Genomic DNA, 17,622 nt, shown 5'->3' on the forward strand with positions numbered 1-17,622 from the left:
ATGAAACGCAGCCTCGGAGTTTGTTATTATCCAGAACATTGGCCCGAAGAGATTTGGGATCGCGATGCGCAATCGATGGCTGAAACCGGTCTAACCTGGGTGCGGATTGGTGAATTTTCTTGGTCGCGCCTTGAGTCGCAGCCGGGACAGTTTGACTGGGGTTGGCTGGACCGCGCAATTGCGGCTTTGGGAAAAGCGGGCCTCAAGGTCATCTTAGGCACACCCACCGCCACCCCGCCCCGCTGGATGCTGGACAAACATCCAGACATGCTGGCCCATGGCAGCAACGGCGAGATCCGCAAATTTGGCTCGCGGCGCCACTATTGTTTTAGCCATGCCGCCTACCGAGAAGAGGCCCGGCGTATCACCCGCCTGATGGCCGAACGCTATGGCGCAAACCCGATCATTGCGGCATGGCAGACTGACAATGAGTATGATTGTCACGATACTGCCATCAGCTATTCGACTCATGCCAAACACGCCTTTCAAGACTGGTGCGCCCAGCGCTATCAATCTCCACAAGCGCTCAATGCAGCCTGGGGAAATGTATTTTGGTCTATGGAGTATGACAGTTTCGATCAGTTGGATTTGCCCAATCAAACCGTCACCGAACCAAACCCCAGCCATGTCTTGGCCTTTCGCAGGTTCTCATCCGATCAGGTTGTGATGTTCAATCGCGTACAATGTGACGAAATTCGCAAATATTCGGATCGTCCCATCATTCATAATTTCATGGGCCGTATCACCGCCTTTGATCATTATGACCTGGGTGCAGATTTGGATATATCGTCCTGGGACAGCTACCCTATGGGGTTTTTGCTGGACCGCGTTGGAGCCGATGAAACTGCGCAAGCGCATTATCTGCGCCAAGGTGATCCAGACTTTCAAGCCTTCCATCATGATCTGTACCGCGCCACCTCCGCTGGGCGCTGGTGGGTGATGGAGCAACAGCCCGGCCCGGTCAACTGGGCTCCATGGAACCCCGCTCCCCTACCGGGCATGCCCCGCCTTTGGGCGTGGGAGGCTTTTGCCCATGGCGCAGAAACCGTGTGCTATTTCCGCTGGCGGCAAGCGCCATTCGCGCAAGAACAAATGCACGCAGGCTTGTTGCGCCCTGACCGCAGTCCCGCCCCGGCCCTGGCCGAGGCCGCCCAGGTCGCCGCAGAGTTGGCAGAGGTGCCATATGTTGGCACGGCAACAGCCCCGGTTGCGCTGGTTTTTGACTATGACAGCGCCTACGCTTGGGAAAGCCAGCCCCAAGGCGCAGATTTCGATTATTTCCAGCTGGTGTTTGACTGTTATCGGGCTTTACGGCGGGCCGGCCTCTCGGTGGATGTCGTGCCCAAATCCGTCGATCCCAGCGCCTATAAAATCACCTTCGCCCCGGGCCTGTTGACCATACCAGAAAGCCTGCGTGGCGGTTTGGTTGTGGCGGGCCCTCGGGCCGGATCCAAAACCGAAGAGCTGACCATCCCCGAGGGTCTTGGCCCCGATATTACCGACCTTTCCACAAAGGTCACCTTCGTGGAAAGCCTTCCACCTTTTGCACCAATGGCCCTGGACGGGGGTGGGGCATTTATAAAATGGCGTGAAGCCATTGAAACCACGGATACCGTGATCTTGCGCCTTGAAGAGGGCGCCCCCGCAGCTGTGCGCAATGCGCAGATGATCTACATTGCCGGATGGCCCGACGCGGCAGGCTGGCGGCGAATTCTGGAAATGCTGACAGAGCAAGCCGGACTTGAGCTGATGGATTTACCGCCAGATTTGCGCCTGCGGGAAACAGACAGCCATAGGTTTTGGTTTAACTACGGGCCGCGCAGCGTGACCTTCCATGGGATGACCCTGCCAGCGGCAGGTGTGCTTTGGGAGTCCAAATAATGCGACCCGAAACTTTTGGACAGGTGGCCGATGGGCGCTATGTGCAAAAACTCACCCTGCGCTCTGAACAGCTCACCGTCACGATCCTGACCCTCGGCGCTGTGATCAATGATGTTCGGCTGACCGGCGTGCCCTGGCCCCTGACCCTCGGCAGTCCTGATGTGGCGGGCTACGAGGGGAAATTAAGCAGCTTTGGCTCCTTCATGGGACCTGTCATAAATCGGATTAAAGGCTGTACCGCCAAGATTGACGGAAAGACCTACAGGTTTGAAAAGCACCATTCTGGCAATTTGACCCAGCATTCCGGAAGCACCGGCATGCATCGGCAGATTTGGAGTATTGCCGAGTATGGATCAGACTATGTCGTGCTAAGGTTGCACTTGCCGGATGGATTGGGCGGCTTTCCTGGGAACCGCGAGATCACGCTGCGCTATGAGATTGAGCAGGCCAGCCTGCGCATGACCGCCAAGGCCACCAGTGATGCACCGACCCCCTTCAACCCCGCCAATCATTCCTATTGGTCCTTGGACTCAAAGCCGGGCTATGGTGGGCAAACGCTTCAAATTGCCGCCGATCACTACAGCGAACCAGATGCAGAGTTGATGCCTACGGGACGTATCTTGCCTGTGGACGACGGCCCCAATGATTTCCGCGCCGGACGCACCTTGGCAGGCGACGCACGCGACTTTTATGATCTCAACCTCTGTCTTGGCGCCACAAAAGCCCCGCTGCGCCCGATTGCGACCTTGACCGGGCGGGAAGGGGTTTGCATGGAGATGGCCACAACCGAATGCGGGCTGCAGCTTTATGATGGAGGCACAATCGAAGGGCGCGATTATCCGACCCATCACGGCGCGCCCTATGGGCCCTATGCCGCGCCGGCGCTCGAGGCACAAAGCTGGCCAGGTTCATTGGACCAAAGTCATTTTCCCGATATTATATTGCGCCCCGGAACTCCCTATCACCAAGTCACAAGCTGGACCTTCTCCAACAAGCGGATAGGGTAGGTGTGAAGTTGAAAAGGGCTGATTCATGACTGACATCCTCATCCATCCCCTAACTCAAGACGCTTTCGCCCCCTATGGTGATATTCTGGCGCTGAAATCCGCGCCCGATAAGCTCATCAATCAAGGGCTTTGCGGCCGGCATCATGATTTGGCATTGATGGATTTCGGAGCGGACGGCCGAGCAGGTCTCAGCTTATTTGACGCCACACCGCGCAGCCTCCCCTATATTTTGGAACTGGTGGAGCGGCATCCAGAAGGCTCACAGGCCTTTATCCCCATGACTGAAAATCCTTTTTTGGTGATAGTGGCTCCAGATGAAAACGGCATTCCTGGTCGCCCCTTGGCCTTTCGCACAGAGGCTGGACAGGGAATCAACTTTCACCGCAATATCTGGCATGGTGTGTTAACCCCCCTGTTCGCCCCCGGACTATTTGCCGTCGTGGATCGGATAGGCAACAGCGCTAATTTAGAAGAATACTGGTATGAAATACCCTTCACAGTCTCAGGAGATGTGACATGAAAGACATTCAAGAGCTCAAAGACTTGAACGCACGGCAGATATGGCACCCGATGGGTCATCCGGGTGATTTGCAAGCCAATGCCCCGACCATCATTGACCGTGCCGAAGGCGTGCGCATCACTGACATTGATGGCCACGAAACAATTGACGCCGTCGGAGGTCTCTGGTGCGCCAATCTGGGCTATTCCAACGACGTGGTAAAACAGGCAATCTCAGACCAATTGTCCAAGCTTCCCTATTATTCTGCCTTCGCCGGCACCAGCAACGCTCCTGCGATTGAAGCGGCGGAGACGGTGGTGAATTTCTTCAAACCAGATGGTATGGCACGGGCATTTTTCACCTCTGGCGGCTCTGACTCGGTGGAAACCGCCTTGCGGTTATCGCGCCAATATCATCGCTTGCGCGGTCAACCACAGCGGATCAAATTTCTCAGCCTCAAGAAAGGCTATCACGGCACGCATTTTGGCGGCGCCTCTGTAAATGGCAATGCTCGGTTCAGGACGGCCTATGAGCCCTTGCTACCGGGCTGTTATCACCTGCCCTCACCCTACAGCTATCGCAATCCATTCAATGAGAGCGATCCGGCCAAATTGGCGCAATTGGTGGCTCAAGCCATGGAAGATGAAATCTTGTTCCAAGATCCTTCCACGATTGCCGCTTTCATTCTGGAGCCGATCCAGGGCGCAGGCGGGGTGATCGTCTATCATGAGAGCTTCATGAGATTGGCGCGGGATATTTGCGACAAATATGGCATCTTGATGATCTCAGATGAGGTGATCACTGGCTTCGGTCGTACCGGCGATTGGTCTGGCGCGCGTCATTGGGGCGTGCAACCTGACATGATGACCACAGCCAAGGGCATTACGTCCGCCTATTTCCCTGTTGGAGCCACTTTATTGAATGCCAAAGTGGCAGAGACCTTTGAAAGCGATCAATCCGGTGAGGGTGGAATTTTTCATGGCTATACCTACTCGGCTCACCCTGTGGGCATGGCGGCGGTTAATGCCTGTTTGAGCGAGACGGTGCGGCTGAACCTAAAGAGCAATGCCGCAGCCCGGGGCACCCAGCTCCATAACGGATTGAAAACCCTGCAAGAGGAATTTGACATTATCGGCGATGTGCGCGGCGGACATGGGTTGATGGCCGCGGTTGAGTTGGTCTCTGATCGGGATGCAAAAACTCCAATGGACATGCCCAGCCTCAAACGCGCCCATAAAGCCTGCTATCAATCTGGCACGATGGTGCGTATGGGCGGCAACAATCTTTTGATGTCCCCACCCCTGACGCTAACAGAGGCAGATGTGTCAAAAATCTTGGATGATCTTCGCGTTGGTCTCAAAGCCATCTAAACGGTCAGCGGGACGGTTTGAACGCCGTCCCGCATCGGGCAAAATTTCGACATCATCGCAAGCGAATGTGATACTTTGGCGGCATGTCTTTCGGAAGGGTATTGCATAATTCAATACCTTAACGGTTGCCCCTGCGCTTAAGCTTTGCCCCAACCGCCACCCCCAGGGGTTGCCAATCCGAAAATGGACCCTGCTGGCAGATCAATCTCATCGTTTCCTTGCAACGCGATCTGCCGACCATCCGGCAATTCCGCCCAATTTTCACCGGTGACGCCCGTACCACCTCCCGCGGCTCCAAACGGCGGGACGGTCCGGTGAGAGCATAGGGTTGTCACTGTCACATCCGTTAAAAACTCCAAGCGCCGCAGGGCCCCGTGCCCACCGTGATACGCGCCAGCGCCCCCCGATCCCCGCCGAATGGCAAAGCTTCGCAAGCGCACAGGAAAACGGCCTTCCAAAATCTCAGGATCCGTCATTTTCGTGTTGGTCATATGAGTTTGCACCGCATCACAGCCGTGAAATCCCGGCCCAGCGCCCGTGCCGCCAGCAATGGTTTCATAATTTTGAAACTCCGCATTGCCCCAGACAAAATTATTCATAGTGCCTTGGCTGCCAGCCATAATGCCCAGCGCCCCAATGAGGGCGTTGCAGGCCGCTTGACTGACTTCTGTGTTGCCTGCAATCACCGCAGCCGGATAGGCCGGGTTGAGCATGGAATTTTCTGGCACGATAATATCCAGCGGCTTGAGACAGCCCTCATTTAGCGGGATATTTTTTCCAACCATCATACGGAATACATACAGCACCACCGCCCGTGAAACCGCAAAAGGCGCGTTGTAATTGCCTGGATGCTGCGCACTGGTGCCCGTGAAATCGACGCAGGCCCGACCAGAGGCATGATCAATTTTTACGGAGACTTTGATCTGTTGGCCGGTGTCCATAGGATAGACAAAGCTTCCGTCCTTTAGATCCGCGATCACTGCGCGTACACTCTGCTCCGCATTGTCCTGCACATGCCGCATATAGGCCGTGACTGCCGCCGCCCCATAGCTGTCTACCATGCGCAACAATTCGCGCCGTCCCGTTTCATTGGCGGCAATCTGCGCTTTGAGATCGGCCATATTTTGCAAAATATTGCGACAGGGGTATCTGCCCGACGACAAAACGTCGATGGCCGCGCTTTCGCATAGGGTTCCAGCGCGGACCAATTGCACATTGTCAATCAGAACCCCCTCTTCCTCGATATGCTGGCTGTCGGGGGGCGCGGATCCTGGCGTGCGGCCGCCGATATCCGCATGATGCCCACGCGAACCGAGCCAATAGGCCGGTTTGCCCGCAACAAAAACGGGCGTGACAACGGTGACATCTGGCAAATGCGTGCCACCATTGTAAGGGGAGTTCAGCATAAAGGCATCGCCCTCTGCAATCGACGGGTTTTGCTGCATGACTGTTTTGATGCTGTCCGACATGGAGCCCAAATGCACCGGCACATGCGGCGCATTGGCTACCAAATCCCCTTGCCCGTCAAAAATGGCACAGGAAAAATCAAACCGCTCTTTGATATTTACCGACCAGCTTGTGTTGGCCAATGTTGCGCCCATTTGGTCCGCAATAGACATAAAGCGGTTTGACATCACCTCCAGAAGGATCGGATCTGCCTTCGTGCTGGCCAGATCGCGTGGCCTACGGGCAATATGCTCCAAGATCAAATTTCCCAGCGCGTCTTGCCGCGCTTGCCAGCCCGGCTCGACCACATTGGTTCCGGTGGGTTCAATGATTATGGCCGGACCCGAGATCACCTGATCGTTCCGCAAAAGGCCGCGATCATAGACTTGGGTCTCATGCCAGGTTTTGCGGTACAGCGTGCTTTCACCAACAGGCACGCCGGCACCAAAATTCTGGGATGGGGTTGCCGCATGCGTCATCTCGCCAATAGCCTCAACACTGAGCATCTCATATTGCAGCTTGCGATCGGGCGAGGCAAAGCCAAAGCGCGCCATATGCGCGGCCTCAAAGTCCTCAACCATTTTTTGTTGCCCGCCGTAGGCGACGCCCAAAGATTGATGAGATCCCTCGTAGCGCAGATGCGCAGTGATTTCGAGCCGCGGGTCAGTGATGCCCTGACTAAGCAATTCCGCCCGTGCGGCCTCTTGCAATATTGCCAACCGCGCCGACACCTGATCGGCGTCCGATAGATCGCAATCTAACTGCCCTTCTCGCAGACAGCGCACATCAGCCAGCCCCATGCCATAGGCGGAGAGGACACCGGCAAAAGGATGGACCATCACCCGCGACATGCCCAGGGCTTCGGCCACCAAACAGGCATGCTGCCCTCCCGCCCCACCAAAGCTCTGAAGCGTATAGGACGTGATGTCATGGCCGCGCTCGACGCTAATTTTCTTGATCGCATTGGCCATATTCTGCACGGCAATATCCAAAAAGCCCTGCGCCATATCTTCTGTCGTCCCCTCCAAACCATGCTGTGCCGCCAAGGCTTCGATTCTTGCGACAGCCGCCTGCGCATCCAAGGGCAATGTGCCGGATGCACCAAAAACAGCGGGAAAATAATCCGCAGAAAGCGCGCCCAAGATCACATTGCAATCCGTGACAGTTAAAGGCCCACCGCGGCGGTAGCTGGCCGGGCCAGGATCAGCGCCGGCACTTTCCGGTCCCACTTGGAACCGGCCATCGCGGTAGCTACAAATTGAGCCACCACCGGCCGCCACCGTATGGATATCCATCATCGGTGCCCGCATGCGCACACCGGCCACTTCGGTCTCAAAACTGCGCTCAAATTTGCCGGCAAAATGACTAACATCGGTGGAGGTGCCGCCCATGTCAAAGCCAATCAGCTGATCAAACCCTGCTTGTTGGCCGGTTTGCACCATGCCGACAATGCCGCCTGCGGGACCAGATAGAATGGCATCTTTGCCTTGGAACTTTTGCGCATCGGTCAGCCCGCCGTTCGACTGCATAAACATCAATGCTTTGCAATTTCCACCGACATTCAATGCCCCCGCCACCTGATCCACATAGCGCCGCAAGATTGGAGACAGATATGCGTCCACCACGGTGGTATCACCGCGCCCAACCAACTTTGCCAGGCCAGACACCTCATGAGAGGTCGAAACTTGTGAAAAGCCAAGCTCGGCGGCCAGTCGTGCCAATTGCTGCTCATGAACAGGATTCAGATAGGCATGCAGCAGCGCAATTGCGATGGACTGCACCCCCGCCGCACGGGCCGCTTCCATATCGGCGCGGGCGCGGGAAAGCTCCAAGGACGTGAGAACTCTACCCGCTGCATCCAGGCGCTCTGAAACCTCTACAACGGTGTCATAGAGCAGTTCTGGTCGCGAAATTTGCATGGCAAATAAATCGGGGCGGGTCTGATACCCGATTTCAAGTAGATCACCAAAGCCCTCGGTGATCATCAAAAGCACTCTTGCGCCCTTACGTTCCAACAAGGCATTGGTGGCCACAGTTGTGCCCATCTTCACCGCCGCAATATCAGCCGCCTCCAGATCTGTATCGGCGAGTATATGGCGGATTCCAGCGACAGCCGCATCTTTATATTGCTCTGGGTTTTCGGACAAAAGCTTGTGACTATGAAGCGCACCGCTGGGATCTTGTGCCACGATATCCGTGAACGTGCCCCCGCGATCGACCCAAAATTCCCATGCCATTGTCTGCTCCTCCTGTCTGTTTTGCACAAAGGCTGCAAACGCCGGTGGGGTCAAGAGGAGGATACCTAAAATGCAGCCGTTTGCTTTTCACATAAATTGTTCACAATCGAATTCCGGCAATAAGATTTCATTAATTTTTACCTGTGAGAAAGCCCAAAAGCGCATTTCGGAGACCAGTCGTGGGAAGCTTTCAGTATAACGGGGCAATTTCAGGATCCATCCTGAACACCCCGCTTGGGGATGCGCGATTTTAGGAACATAACGGGCAGATTACCCTGGCTAGCGATGGTGGGCAGGGCGTTGTGACTCTCACAGCCGCCCTGGCCCACAGCGCCCCAGTTTCTGCCTATGCGCCATCGCAAAATGTCACCCTTGGCGGGCGGACGATCACAATTTCAGATCGAGATTTAGCCGCAGTTTTGACCAGCAGATCCGACAGTTCTTTAAGCCTTCATTCGGGCAACACAGGTCGATATTCAGACCGCCTTGAAGCGATGCACATGCAAACCGACAGCACCAGCCTTGTCGTGCTCGCAGACAGCACGGGCAATGGGCTGGCCACGTTTCAAGTCGCCAGGGACGGGACAATGGTGGAGCAAACCAACTGGCCACCCAGCAAGCCGCATTCACCGATCAAATTTCCGCGCTGAGCGTTGTGACCCGGGGGAGCGACAGCTTCCTTCTAGCCGCCTCCGCCAGCAATTATAGCATCACCGCCTATGCGGTCTCATCCAACGGCACGCTGTCGCCCGCCTCCACTCTGGGCGCACAACAATTTCTGCCCATTGCCACACCGCAGGATATGGCCACCGTGTCATTCCAAGGACAAAGCTATGTTGTGCTGGCCAGTGCGGGCATAGGATCGCTAACCGTCCTGACACTGGATTCTTCGGGGATCTTATCTCCAGTGGATCAGGTCACAGACAGCCTCAATACGCGGTTCCAGGGGGCGCAAATACTGGAGACCTTCACCCATCAAGGAGGTGCCTATGTCATTGCAGCTGGGCAAGACAACGGCCTGTCATTGCTCCGGTTTTTGGACGATGGGCAGCTTGTCCACCTGGACACCATCGCAGATCAACTCAACATGCCGATCAGCAGCATTGCGTATATCTATGTCGACATCATTGGAGGCGATGTTCAGCTGTTCACAGTCTCTGGCTCAGAGGCCGGCATAGGTCACTTCACCCTCAACCTCAGCACAACCGCCAGCGCACAGGCCGATGTTTTGTTTGCCAAGAATGCCGGGCAAGCCCTCAATGGCGGCGGCGGAGATGACCTACTGCGCGACGGGGCGGGAATGGATCAGCTGACAGGCGGAACTGGAGCGGACACATTCATGCTCGTGGGGGATGGCGCCACCGATCGCATCACCGATTTTGAGCTGGGGCAGGATCGCTTGGACCTGTCCCATTGGAGCGGCTTCACCCATGTTCAACAATTGACAGTGACCAGCACAGCGACCGGTGCAATATTAAATTTCAGCAATGAACAGCTGGTAGTGGAGAGCGCCGATGGCCGAAGCCTGTCAGCCACAGATTTCACCAACGCAAATGTCATCGCCCTGCAGCAAACAGATCTTAGCGCCACCCTTGCGGCCGATACAAATTTTACGATCTCGCACCAAGCACTCGTCACCTCCCTGACAGGCCAACAAAATTGGATGGTTCAAACCCACGCGTCTGCGGCGGTAAATTCCGCGCAGCAAGTGGCAGGCCAAACTGTGGCCGCAGCCAGCACCGACAGCTTTGTTTTGCCGCGCAAGGCGTTCCGCTTGCCACCGAGCTTGAGGCCACCATTGACACAGTTGCACTGCATGCCATCCAGGAGCGGGTCGATGATGGCACTGGACGAGCACCCACCGCTAATCCCTCTCAAACAACCCTGATCAGCGCCGCCGCTGAATTTCGCATTACCAATTATGGCGCGACAGACACCGATGAGTTTTTGTTTCTCCAAAGCTAAAGATCAATGGTACGGATCCTAAATCGCGGCGCGGATTGCGCGAATATTTTCACCATATGGTGCAGGATTTGACACGGAGCCACCTTTGAATACAGCCGACCCTGCCACCAAGACATCCGCCCCGGCACGAACCAAACCTGGCGCGGTCAGAGGTGTCACACCGCCGTCAATCTCAATATGAATGGGCCGATCACCAATCATAGCCCGCAATTGCGCCACTTTGCTTTCCAATGGAATAAACGACTGCCCTCCAAAACCAGGGTTCACAGTCATCACACAGACCAAATCCGTAATATCGAGCAAATGCTCAACCGCGCTGGCCGGCGTGCCAGGATTAAGCGCCACCCCGGCCTTTGCGCCATTGGCGCGGATCGCTTGCAGGCTGCGGTGAATATGCGCCCCAGCTTCGACATGGGCGGTAATGACATCCGCACCGGCCGCAGCAAATGCTTCGATGTAGGGATCAACCGGGGTAATCATCAAATGCACATCCATCACCGTTTTGATATGCGGCCGGATTGCGGCGCAGGTCGCGGGGCCAAATGTGATATTTGGCACAAAATGCCCATCCATGACGTCAACATGAATCCAATCGGCACCTTCCGCTTCAACACAGCGAATTTCTTTTCCAAAATTGGCAAAATCGGCAGAAAGGATTGAGGGGGCAATTTTTACGGATCGGTCGAAAGACATGGGCTTACCTTTATATCGTTTCGCAGCAATTATCGTGGCAGGCGGCAATTGTCACGCGCTAGAATGCTTGAAATGCGGTGCAATCCCATGCACACAGGTTCTATGGGACACACGACACCGACAGTAACACAATTGCCTCTTACGCTCGAGCCTCGCAATCCGGGATTGCCCCTTGATTTGGATTGGGCACTTTCCGTTCAGGCCAATACCTCCGCCATTGAAAGGCGCTGCGCCAGCCTGCCCGGACGGCGCTCTGTCAAAAAAGATCATCAAGCCGCTTGGCTCGCGCGCGCCATCAGCTGCATTGATCTCACCACCCTGTCAGGCGATGACACTGCGGGCCGGGTCAAACGCCTCTGCGTCAAAGCCCGCCAGCCGGTACGGCAAGATATTTTGCAACAGATCGGCTTGCCACATCTGACCACCGGAGCGGTCTGTGTTTACCATGATATGATTGAGACCGCAGTGACCGCATTACAGGGCAGCGGCATTCCCGTAGCAGCCGTCAGTACAGGCTTCCCCGCGGGCCTATCACCGCTGCATCTTCGAATTGAGGAAATCCGCGAAAGCGTAACAGCTGGTGCCTCTGAAATTGATATCGTCATCTCTCGGCGGCATGTTTTGACGCAAAATTGGCAAGCACTCTACGATGAAATGGCAGCATTCAGATCTGCCTGCGGCGATGCGCATGTGAAAGCAATTCTCGCGACCGGTGAGCTTGGCAGCCTGCGCAATGTCGGGCGTGCCAGTTTAATCTGCATGATGGCCGGAGCCGATTTCATCAAAACCTCGACCGGTAAAGAAAGCGTCAATGCAACCCTGCCGGTGACGTTGGTCATGCTACGCGCGATCCGTGCCTATTATAATCGCACAGGATTTCGTGTCGGCTATAAACCAGCGGGCGGAATATCGAAGGCAAAAGATGCCATTACCTATCTGGCTTTGATCAAGGAAGAACTGGGCGACCGCTGGTTACGCCCTGATCTGTTTCGGTTTGGCGCCTCCTCGCTGCTGGGTGATATCGAACGGCAACTCGAACATCATCTCACTGGCGGATATTCTGCCAATCACCGCCACCCGATTGGATAATCCGATGAGTATAGAAACAATTTTTGACACAATGGAGTATGGCACAGCCCCTGAAGATCGCAGCGTGGCGCTTCGGTGGATTGCCGATCGCGGCGGCCTTTTGGGCCCTTATGTCAATGGCGCCTTCTCCCCCGGGAGAGATGATCTCGCGATCTGCAATCCTGCCACGGGCGAGAAGCTTGCAGGAATTAGCCTTTGTACAAAAGATGAGGTGACAGAGGCGGTGCGAAGCGCCAGAGCCGCACAACCAGGCTGGCAAACCGCAGGAGGACCAGCCCGCGCGCGCGTGCTTTATGCGCTCGCACGTTTGATGCAAAAACACGCAAGATTGCTCGCCGTGATGGAATCTTTGGACAATGGCAAACCCATCCGTGAAAGCCGGGATATTGATATTCCCCTGGCCATTCGACATTTTTACCATCACGCAGGCCACGCACAATTGATGCCCTCGGCCCTTTCCGATCGCGTAGCTTTAGGCGTCTGTGGACAAATTATCCCATGGAATTTTCCGCTGCTCATGCTCGCGTGGAAAATCGCTCCCGCTTTGGCGATGGGCAATACAGTTGTCCTTAAGCCCGCCGAATATACGCCAATGACAGCCATGATCTTTGCCGATCTTTGCAGCCAGGCCGGCGTGCCCCCGGGTGTGGTGAATATCGTGACAGGGGACGGCAGCACAGGTGCCGCGCTGGTCGATGCGAATGTGGACAAAATCGCCTTCACCGGCTCAACCTCAGTCGGACGGCAAATTCAAAAAGCAACCGCTGGGAGCGGCAAATCCCTCACCCTCGAATTGGGCGGGAAATCACCCTATATCGTCTTTGATGATGCCGATATCGACAGCGCCATCGAAGGGCTCGTAGATGCAATTTGGTTTAACCAAGGCCAAGTATGCTGCGCCGGATCACGCCTGCTTGTTCATGAAGCCATTGCGGATGATTTTCACAATCGCCTCAAAACCCGCATGGACAAATTAAGGATCGGCGACCCACTGGACAAATCTATAGATGTGGGCGCAATTGTTGATCCTATTCAGCTGCGACAAATCGGTAAGCTGGTGGAGGGCAGTACAGCTGGGCAGACCTATCATGCGCAAACGCCAGTACCGGAGGGCTGTTTTTACCCGCCCACTTTGATCACCGGTTTGCATCCAGCCGACAGGCTTATGCAGGAAGAGATATTTGGCCCTGTATTGGTCTCGACCACCTTTCGCACCCCGGCGGAGGCTGTGGAAATTGCCAATAACACCAAATACGGCTTGGCAGCGACGCTCTGGACGGAAAACATCAATCTTGCGCTCGAGATCGCGCCCAAGCTCGTCGCCGGTGTGGTCTGGGTCAATGCAACAAACCTATTTGACGCTGCGGCCGGTTTTGGCGGCACGCGCGAAAGTGGCTTTGGCCGGGAAGGCGGCTGGGAAGGTTTACAAGCCTATAGCAAGCCAGCCAATCCCTTGGCCGAACCAACCCACATCACAGCGTTCACCGGGCAAGGCGCCGCTGCAGAGGATATCGACCGAACCGCGAAACTTTTTATCGGCGGCAAACAAGCCCGACCAGATGGGGGCTATAGCCAAGCGATTTTTAGTCCCAAAGGGAAATTGCTCGGCCATGCGCCCATCGCGAATCGCAAGGACATCCGCAACGCGGTGCAAGCACAATTGGCATGCAGCTGGGGCAAAACAACCGGTCACTTGCGGGCACAGATTCTCTATTACATCGCTGAAAATCTTGCCGCCCAAGCCAATAGGTTTGCGGAGTGCTTGGATGCCATGACGGGCTTGAGCGCAGGCGCTGAGGAAGTGCAGGTTGCGGTCGATATCTTGTTCACCTATGCAGCTTGGGCCGATAAATTTGAAGGTCAGGCCAAATCTGTACCAATGCGCGCTGTCGCTCTGGCCATGCGTGAACCCGTGGGGGCGATTGCCGCTCTTTGTTCAGATCAAAATCCACTTCTGGGCTTGGTCACACCCATGGCCGCGGCACTCAGCACTGGCAACTCAATAACCCTCTGCGCCAGCGCGCCTTTTCCCTTGGCAGCGACCGATTTCTACCACATCCTAGAAGCATCCGACGTGCCGGCAGGGGCTGTGAACATCCTCACAGGCCCCCAGGCCGACCTGGCACCTCATCTGGGCGCGCATATGGGGCTGGAAACTGTGTGGTGCTTGTCTGGGGCACCGCGCACTGAAGCGGTGCAAGCGCGCGCCAGCAGTAATATCAAACGCGTTTGGCAAGGGGCGGCACAAGACGATCACGCGAGTTGGCTTGATGCCGGCACCGAGATCAAAACTATCTGGATCCCCTACGGCGAGTGACGCTGCATTATTTGCGGCGAAACCACCCTCTGACGCGGCCAGAGGTCTCCTCAGCGGCTGCATCAATCCGGTCAATGACGGGATCCACGCGCCGCGCCCAAAACCCGCGAACGCGCACATAGATCGCCCAACTCAAAGCCGCCAACACAAGCAAAAACACAATATTAAACCACGGGATCAACCGTACATCCGGCCCAGAAATGGGCTTGAGACTCACGGCATTGGGGTAGATCGACCAAAACGTGTTGCGCCACCCATAGTGCCGCAAAATATACCATTCCGGGGCCTCTTTGTTGGAGACGGCATCTTCCGCTTCGGCTTGGAGGTTCGAGCTGTCAAACTTGAAATAGGGCGGCCAGTTAAAGCCCGTGTCCTCGTTGCGATACACGCTGACTTTGCCATTGGCTCGGACCGCGTTAATCAACCTCAAATCACGGTTCTGAGTTTGTGCCTCACCACTCTGCGCTGCCGCATAAAACATACCAGTCCAGCCCGATAAATCTTTGCGCAAAATTTCTGTGCCTGTAATGCGCACAATATCGCGTTGGGGCAAATTATAATGAAACGCTGCAAGGACCAGCAGAGCCAGTAGCACTTTCAAAATCCATCTAATTTTGGCCAGCATCCAACAGCTCCTTTAAAGGGTGTCTCACCTTTGATCTATATAGGGGTTCAATTTGCCAACCAGAAGCCCCTGTCCATGATTTCCTCTGCGCCCTTATCCTTTGTGCCGGATTTTTAGCGCCGTAATGACATAGCAAATCACCAAAACCGGCAACCAAACAGCGCCAGTTGCGGCGGTCCAAATCGCGCCGGAGAGAGCTGTTTCTTGCCAAGGAGCTGGGACAAGTGAGGTGATCCAAAGGCAATGCCACAGGAAAACCACGCTGAAAGCCCAAGCAACAGCCACGGCCACTTCCCGCCAAAATTCCCGAAACCCCTGCGGATCTCGCCGCCCCGCGCGGAACCCAAGATACAGAGCCACAAGCACGGGAAAAGGTAAGGCAAACAAAAAAACCATCAGAGTATTAAAACCTGTTGTGAGCTTTTACGCGCTGAGTAATACGCCCAAGAGGAAGGGTGTAAAGCATCAACGCTGGGAAATTGTGCCGCAATCTGTTCACTGGCACTCCTATGGGAGGATTTATATTGCCAATGCCCGAGCAGTTGCGCATCTTGAAGCGATCACGGGGGAGGCAAACATGCGACTTCACGGAAAAACCGCCATTGTTACGGGAGCGGGCTCAGGGTTTGGAGCAGGCATTGCTGAAAAATTTGCTGCCGAAGGTGCAACAGTGATGGTCGCCGATATTAATCTGAATGCTGCGCAAACCATCGCAGAACCAATTGGAGCAGTGGCGCAGCATGTTGATGTCTCTCGCGACAGCTCCGTCGCCGAGATGATCGGTGCGGCACAGGCCCTTTCGGGCCGGATTGATATTTTGGTCAACAATGCAGGCGTCACCCATTTACCACAGGCGATGGATCACGTCAGCGAAGAAGAATTCGATCAGGTCTTCGCCGTGAATGCAAAATCCGTATTCTTGACCGCTCGCCATCTTGTACCGCTGCTCAAGCGCCAAAGGTCTGGCGCCATCTTGAACATTGCCTCGACCGCCGGCGTTTCGCCCAGACCAAATTTGAATTGGTATAATGCCTCAAAAGGCTGGATGATCACCGCGACCAAAGCTATGGCCGTTGAGCTGGCGCCATTTAACATTCGGGTCAATGCGCTCAACCCTGTGGCCGGTGAAACACCATTGCTCGCCAGTTTCATGGGAGAAGACACGCCAGAAATGCGGGCAAAATTTCTCGCGACTATTCCACTTGGGCGTTTTTCAACACCGCAGGATATGGGACATGCCGCTAGCTTTCTGTGCTCCGATGAAGCCAGTATGATCACTGGCGTGGCGCTAGAAGTGGACGGTGGGCGCTGCATTTGATCCCGGCCAGTTCCCTAGGCCAAACGGCAGATATTTATGCCGGGCGCTTTGCCAACCAGCAACAAGTATTCGCGCATTTGCGCGGCGCAGCCGGCCCGGCGTTTATTCCAGATCGTGTTGAAGTGATTTGCAATGAAAACCCAGAACCCAGGTTGGAGCATTGGTTCTCGCATGGCGATAGCGCATCCATTGAGGACCGTTTGGGCCTCAACACCACTTGCGTCATCATCTTTGAACATGCGCAAGCTGAGCTGGACACAGCTGGAACAGATCGCTTGACCTATCTTGGCTCCTTTGTGGCTTTGCGCCACAGACCCTAAGAGGCCGGTCCCAGCATTGCTTCAAGCAACTCACTTTCGGGATTTTCCAGCCCAGAGATGATATCAAAATGGTGTTTTCCCGGCTCAATGGTCAGGCTCGACTGCCAATTTTTGGCCAAAAGTTGCGCTTGCTCTAAAAACGCCGGCCGCTCATCCGCGCCAACCCAAACATGCGTGCGCACCCCTTTCGGAGCCCTGTGCAAGGCTGGACTTTCCACCTTGGCAATATCCTCGGTCAAACCCAGTGGTCCGTTCATTTCCGTCTGCATTAGCGGCCGCAAATCGGCGACCGGCGATATCGGCACAATGGTCTGGATCCGCGTGCGAGTCTCGCAAGACAAGCCGCTGTCGCCTTGTCCCATGCGCGCCACCGAGTGCCCCCCGGCAGAGTGACCCGCCAAAACAATCGGGCCCGGGATGCGGCGGGCAATCTGATTGATGGCCAGGGACACCGACTGTGTAATCTGAGGGATCGATGCACCCGGAGCTAAGGGGTAACTGGGCAAGGCCACCGCCCAATCCCGCGAGCAGGCGCCTTGCGCCAGATGAGAAAAATCTCGCCGTCCGAATCGCAGCCAATAGCCACCATGCACGAAGATCATCAGACCAACCGGGCGTCCTGCGGGAAAAAATAAGTCAAAGACTTGATTTGGATGCGCCCCATAGGGCTGGTTCAACTGAGCCCGGCCCAGCGTGTGCTCGGCGTCGCGATAGCTGCTTGCAGTTTCATCCCAATAGGTTAAAAACCTGTCCGCATCGGGAATATAGGCGGCATTCGCATAGGCATCATCAAGGGTCAAGTCGCTTCTCCTCTGGACAAATAACCGATCAAATGGTCTCACATCTTTAACCAAG

General features: G+C 55.5%; 15 protein-coding genes. 10 read left to right on the forward strand and 5 right to left on the reverse strand.

Annotated elements, in window-relative coordinates; all coding sequences use genetic code 11:
- Genes ABLW18_RS05790 through ABLW18_RS05805 form a run of 4 tightly spaced genes read left to right on the forward strand, consistent with a single transcriptional unit; the run spans position 1 to position 4,757 of the window.
- Entirely contained in the window at positions 1-1,881 is a 1,881-nt protein-coding gene (locus ABLW18_RS05790) for a beta-galactosidase (RefSeq protein ID WP_347823899.1), read from the forward strand.
- Entirely contained in the window at positions 1,881-2,888 is a 1,008-nt protein-coding gene (locus tag ABLW18_RS05795) for an aldose epimerase family protein (RefSeq protein ID WP_347823900.1), read from the forward strand. The genes ABLW18_RS05790 and ABLW18_RS05795 overlap by 1 nt, the downstream gene beginning before the upstream one ends.
- Before the next feature lie 25 nt (positions 2,889-2,913).
- Entirely contained in the window at positions 2,914-3,408 is a 495-nt protein-coding gene (locus ABLW18_RS05800; protein WP_347823901.1) for an ureidoglycolate lyase, read from the forward strand.
- Positions 3,405-4,757 (forward strand): aminotransferase class III-fold pyridoxal phosphate-dependent enzyme, encoded by a 1,353-nt coding sequence (locus ABLW18_RS05805; RefSeq protein ID WP_347823902.1) that lies wholly within the window; start codon positions 3,405-3,407, stop codon positions 4,755-4,757. The genes ABLW18_RS05800 and ABLW18_RS05805 overlap by 4 nt, the downstream gene beginning before the upstream one ends.
- Before the next feature lie 137 nt (positions 4,758-4,894).
- On the opposite strand, the gene ABLW18_RS05810 is transcribed toward ABLW18_RS05805, so the two are convergent.
- Complete coding sequence (locus tag ABLW18_RS05810) at positions 4,895-8,440, reverse strand: hydantoinase B/oxoprolinase family protein (protein WP_347823903.1); 3,546 nt, start codon at positions 8,438-8,440, stop codon at positions 4,895-4,897.
- 302 nt (positions 8,441-8,742) lie between these two features.
- Between ABLW18_RS05810 and ABLW18_RS05815 the strand changes: the two genes are divergently transcribed.
- Both ABLW18_RS05815 and ABLW18_RS05820 read left to right on the forward strand, forming a co-directional pair.
- Entirely contained in the window at positions 8,743-9,090 is a 348-nt protein-coding gene (locus ABLW18_RS05815) for a hypothetical protein (RefSeq protein ID WP_347823904.1), read from the forward strand.
- Between the two features lie 5 nt (positions 9,091-9,095).
- On the forward strand, positions 9,096-10,328 hold the full coding sequence (locus ABLW18_RS05820; RefSeq protein ID WP_347823905.1) for a hypothetical protein: 1,233 nt from the start codon (positions 9,096-9,098) through the stop codon (positions 10,326-10,328).
- 95 nt (positions 10,329-10,423) lie between these two features.
- On the opposite strand, the gene rpe is transcribed toward ABLW18_RS05820, so the two are convergent.
- Positions 10,424-11,098, reverse strand: a complete 675-nt coding sequence (gene rpe, locus ABLW18_RS05825; protein WP_347823906.1) for a ribulose-phosphate 3-epimerase — start codon at positions 11,096-11,098, stop codon at positions 10,424-10,426.
- Between the two features lie 87 nt (positions 11,099-11,185).
- Between rpe and deoC the strand changes: the two genes are divergently transcribed.
- Both deoC and ABLW18_RS05835 read left to right on the forward strand, forming a co-directional pair.
- The gene (gene deoC, locus ABLW18_RS05830; protein WP_347823907.1) at positions 11,186-12,187 is read left to right on the forward strand and encodes a deoxyribose-phosphate aldolase; all 1,002 of its coding nucleotides are present in this window, start codon (positions 11,186-11,188) and stop codon (positions 12,185-12,187) included.
- Positions 12,188-12,191: 4 nt separating this feature from the next.
- Positions 12,192-14,504 carry an aldehyde dehydrogenase family protein gene (locus tag ABLW18_RS05835; RefSeq protein ID WP_347823908.1) on the forward strand — a complete coding sequence of 771 codons (2,313 nt, stop codon included), beginning with the start codon at positions 12,192-12,194 and terminating at the stop codon, positions 14,502-14,504.
- A 7-nt stretch (positions 14,505-14,511) separates the two neighbouring features.
- Here ABLW18_RS05835 and ABLW18_RS05840 read toward each other — a convergent pair whose 3' ends face one another.
- Together ABLW18_RS05840 and ABLW18_RS05845 are read right to left on the reverse strand one after the other, a co-directional pair.
- Positions 14,512-15,129, reverse strand: coding sequence for a DUF1523 family protein (locus tag ABLW18_RS05840; RefSeq protein ID WP_347823909.1), 618 nt, complete (start codon positions 15,127-15,129; stop codon positions 14,512-14,514).
- Positions 15,130-15,222: 93 nt separating this feature from the next.
- Entirely contained in the window at positions 15,223-15,525 is a 303-nt protein-coding gene (locus ABLW18_RS05845) for a hypothetical protein (RefSeq protein WP_347823910.1), read from the reverse strand.
- A gap of 181 nt (positions 15,526-15,706) precedes the next feature.
- Here ABLW18_RS05845 and ABLW18_RS05850 point away from each other — a divergent pair, with 181 nt between their 5' ends.
- Both ABLW18_RS05850 and ABLW18_RS05855 read left to right on the forward strand, forming a co-directional pair.
- Positions 15,707-16,447, forward strand: coding sequence for an SDR family oxidoreductase (locus ABLW18_RS05850; RefSeq protein WP_347823911.1), 741 nt, complete (start codon positions 15,707-15,709; stop codon positions 16,445-16,447).
- On the forward strand, positions 16,444-16,767 hold the full coding sequence (locus ABLW18_RS05855; protein ID WP_347816684.1) for a hypothetical protein: 324 nt from the start codon (positions 16,444-16,446) through the stop codon (positions 16,765-16,767). The genes ABLW18_RS05850 and ABLW18_RS05855 overlap by 4 nt, the downstream gene beginning before the upstream one ends.
- Here ABLW18_RS05855 and ABLW18_RS05860 read toward each other — a convergent pair.
- Positions 16,764-17,567 (reverse strand): alpha/beta hydrolase, encoded by an 804-nt coding sequence (locus ABLW18_RS05860; RefSeq protein WP_347823912.1) that lies wholly within the window; start codon positions 17,565-17,567, stop codon positions 16,764-16,766. The genes ABLW18_RS05855 and ABLW18_RS05860 overlap by 4 nt on opposite strands.
- Positions 17,568-17,622 lie beyond the last annotated feature (55 nt).

It is taken from the genome of uncultured Planktomarina sp., assembly GCA_943788425.1.
GTDB lineage: Bacteria > Pseudomonadota > Alphaproteobacteria > Rhodobacterales > Rhodobacteraceae > Planktomarina.

Coding starts and splice junctions, on each gene's coding strand:
- ABLW18_RS05840 (WP_347823909.1), bottom strand. CDS start 15,129: ATGCTGGCCAAAATTAGATGGATTTTGAAAGTGCTACTGGCTCTGCTG.
- ABLW18_RS05805 (WP_347823902.1), top strand. CDS start 3,405: ATGAAAGACATTCAAGAGCTCAAAGACTTGAACGCACGGCAGATATGG.
- ABLW18_RS05835 (WP_347823908.1), top strand. CDS start 12,192: ATGAGTATAGAAACAATTTTTGACACAATGGAGTATGGCACAGCCCCT.
- ABLW18_RS05810 (WP_347823903.1), bottom strand. CDS start 8,440: ATGGCATGGGAATTTTGGGTCGATCGCGGGGGCACGTTCACGGATATC.
- ABLW18_RS05850 (WP_347823911.1), top strand. CDS start 15,707: ATGCGACTTCACGGAAAAACCGCCATTGTTACGGGAGCGGGCTCAGGG.
- ABLW18_RS05795 (WP_347823900.1), top strand. CDS start 1,881: ATGCGACCCGAAACTTTTGGACAGGTGGCCGATGGGCGCTATGTGCAA.
- ABLW18_RS05845 (WP_347823910.1), bottom strand. CDS start 15,525: ATGGTTTTTTTGTTTGCCTTACCTTTTCCCGTGCTTGTGGCTCTGTAT.
- ABLW18_RS05800 (WP_347823901.1), top strand. CDS start 2,914: ATGACTGACATCCTCATCCATCCCCTAACTCAAGACGCTTTCGCCCCC.
- ABLW18_RS05790 (WP_347823899.1), top strand. CDS start 1: ATGAAACGCAGCCTCGGAGTTTGTTATTATCCAGAACATTGGCCCGAA.
- deoC (WP_347823907.1), top strand. CDS start 11,186: ATGCACACAGGTTCTATGGGACACACGACACCGACAGTAACACAATTG.
- rpe (WP_347823906.1), bottom strand. CDS start 11,098: ATGTCTTTCGACCGATCCGTAAAAATTGCCCCCTCAATCCTTTCTGCC.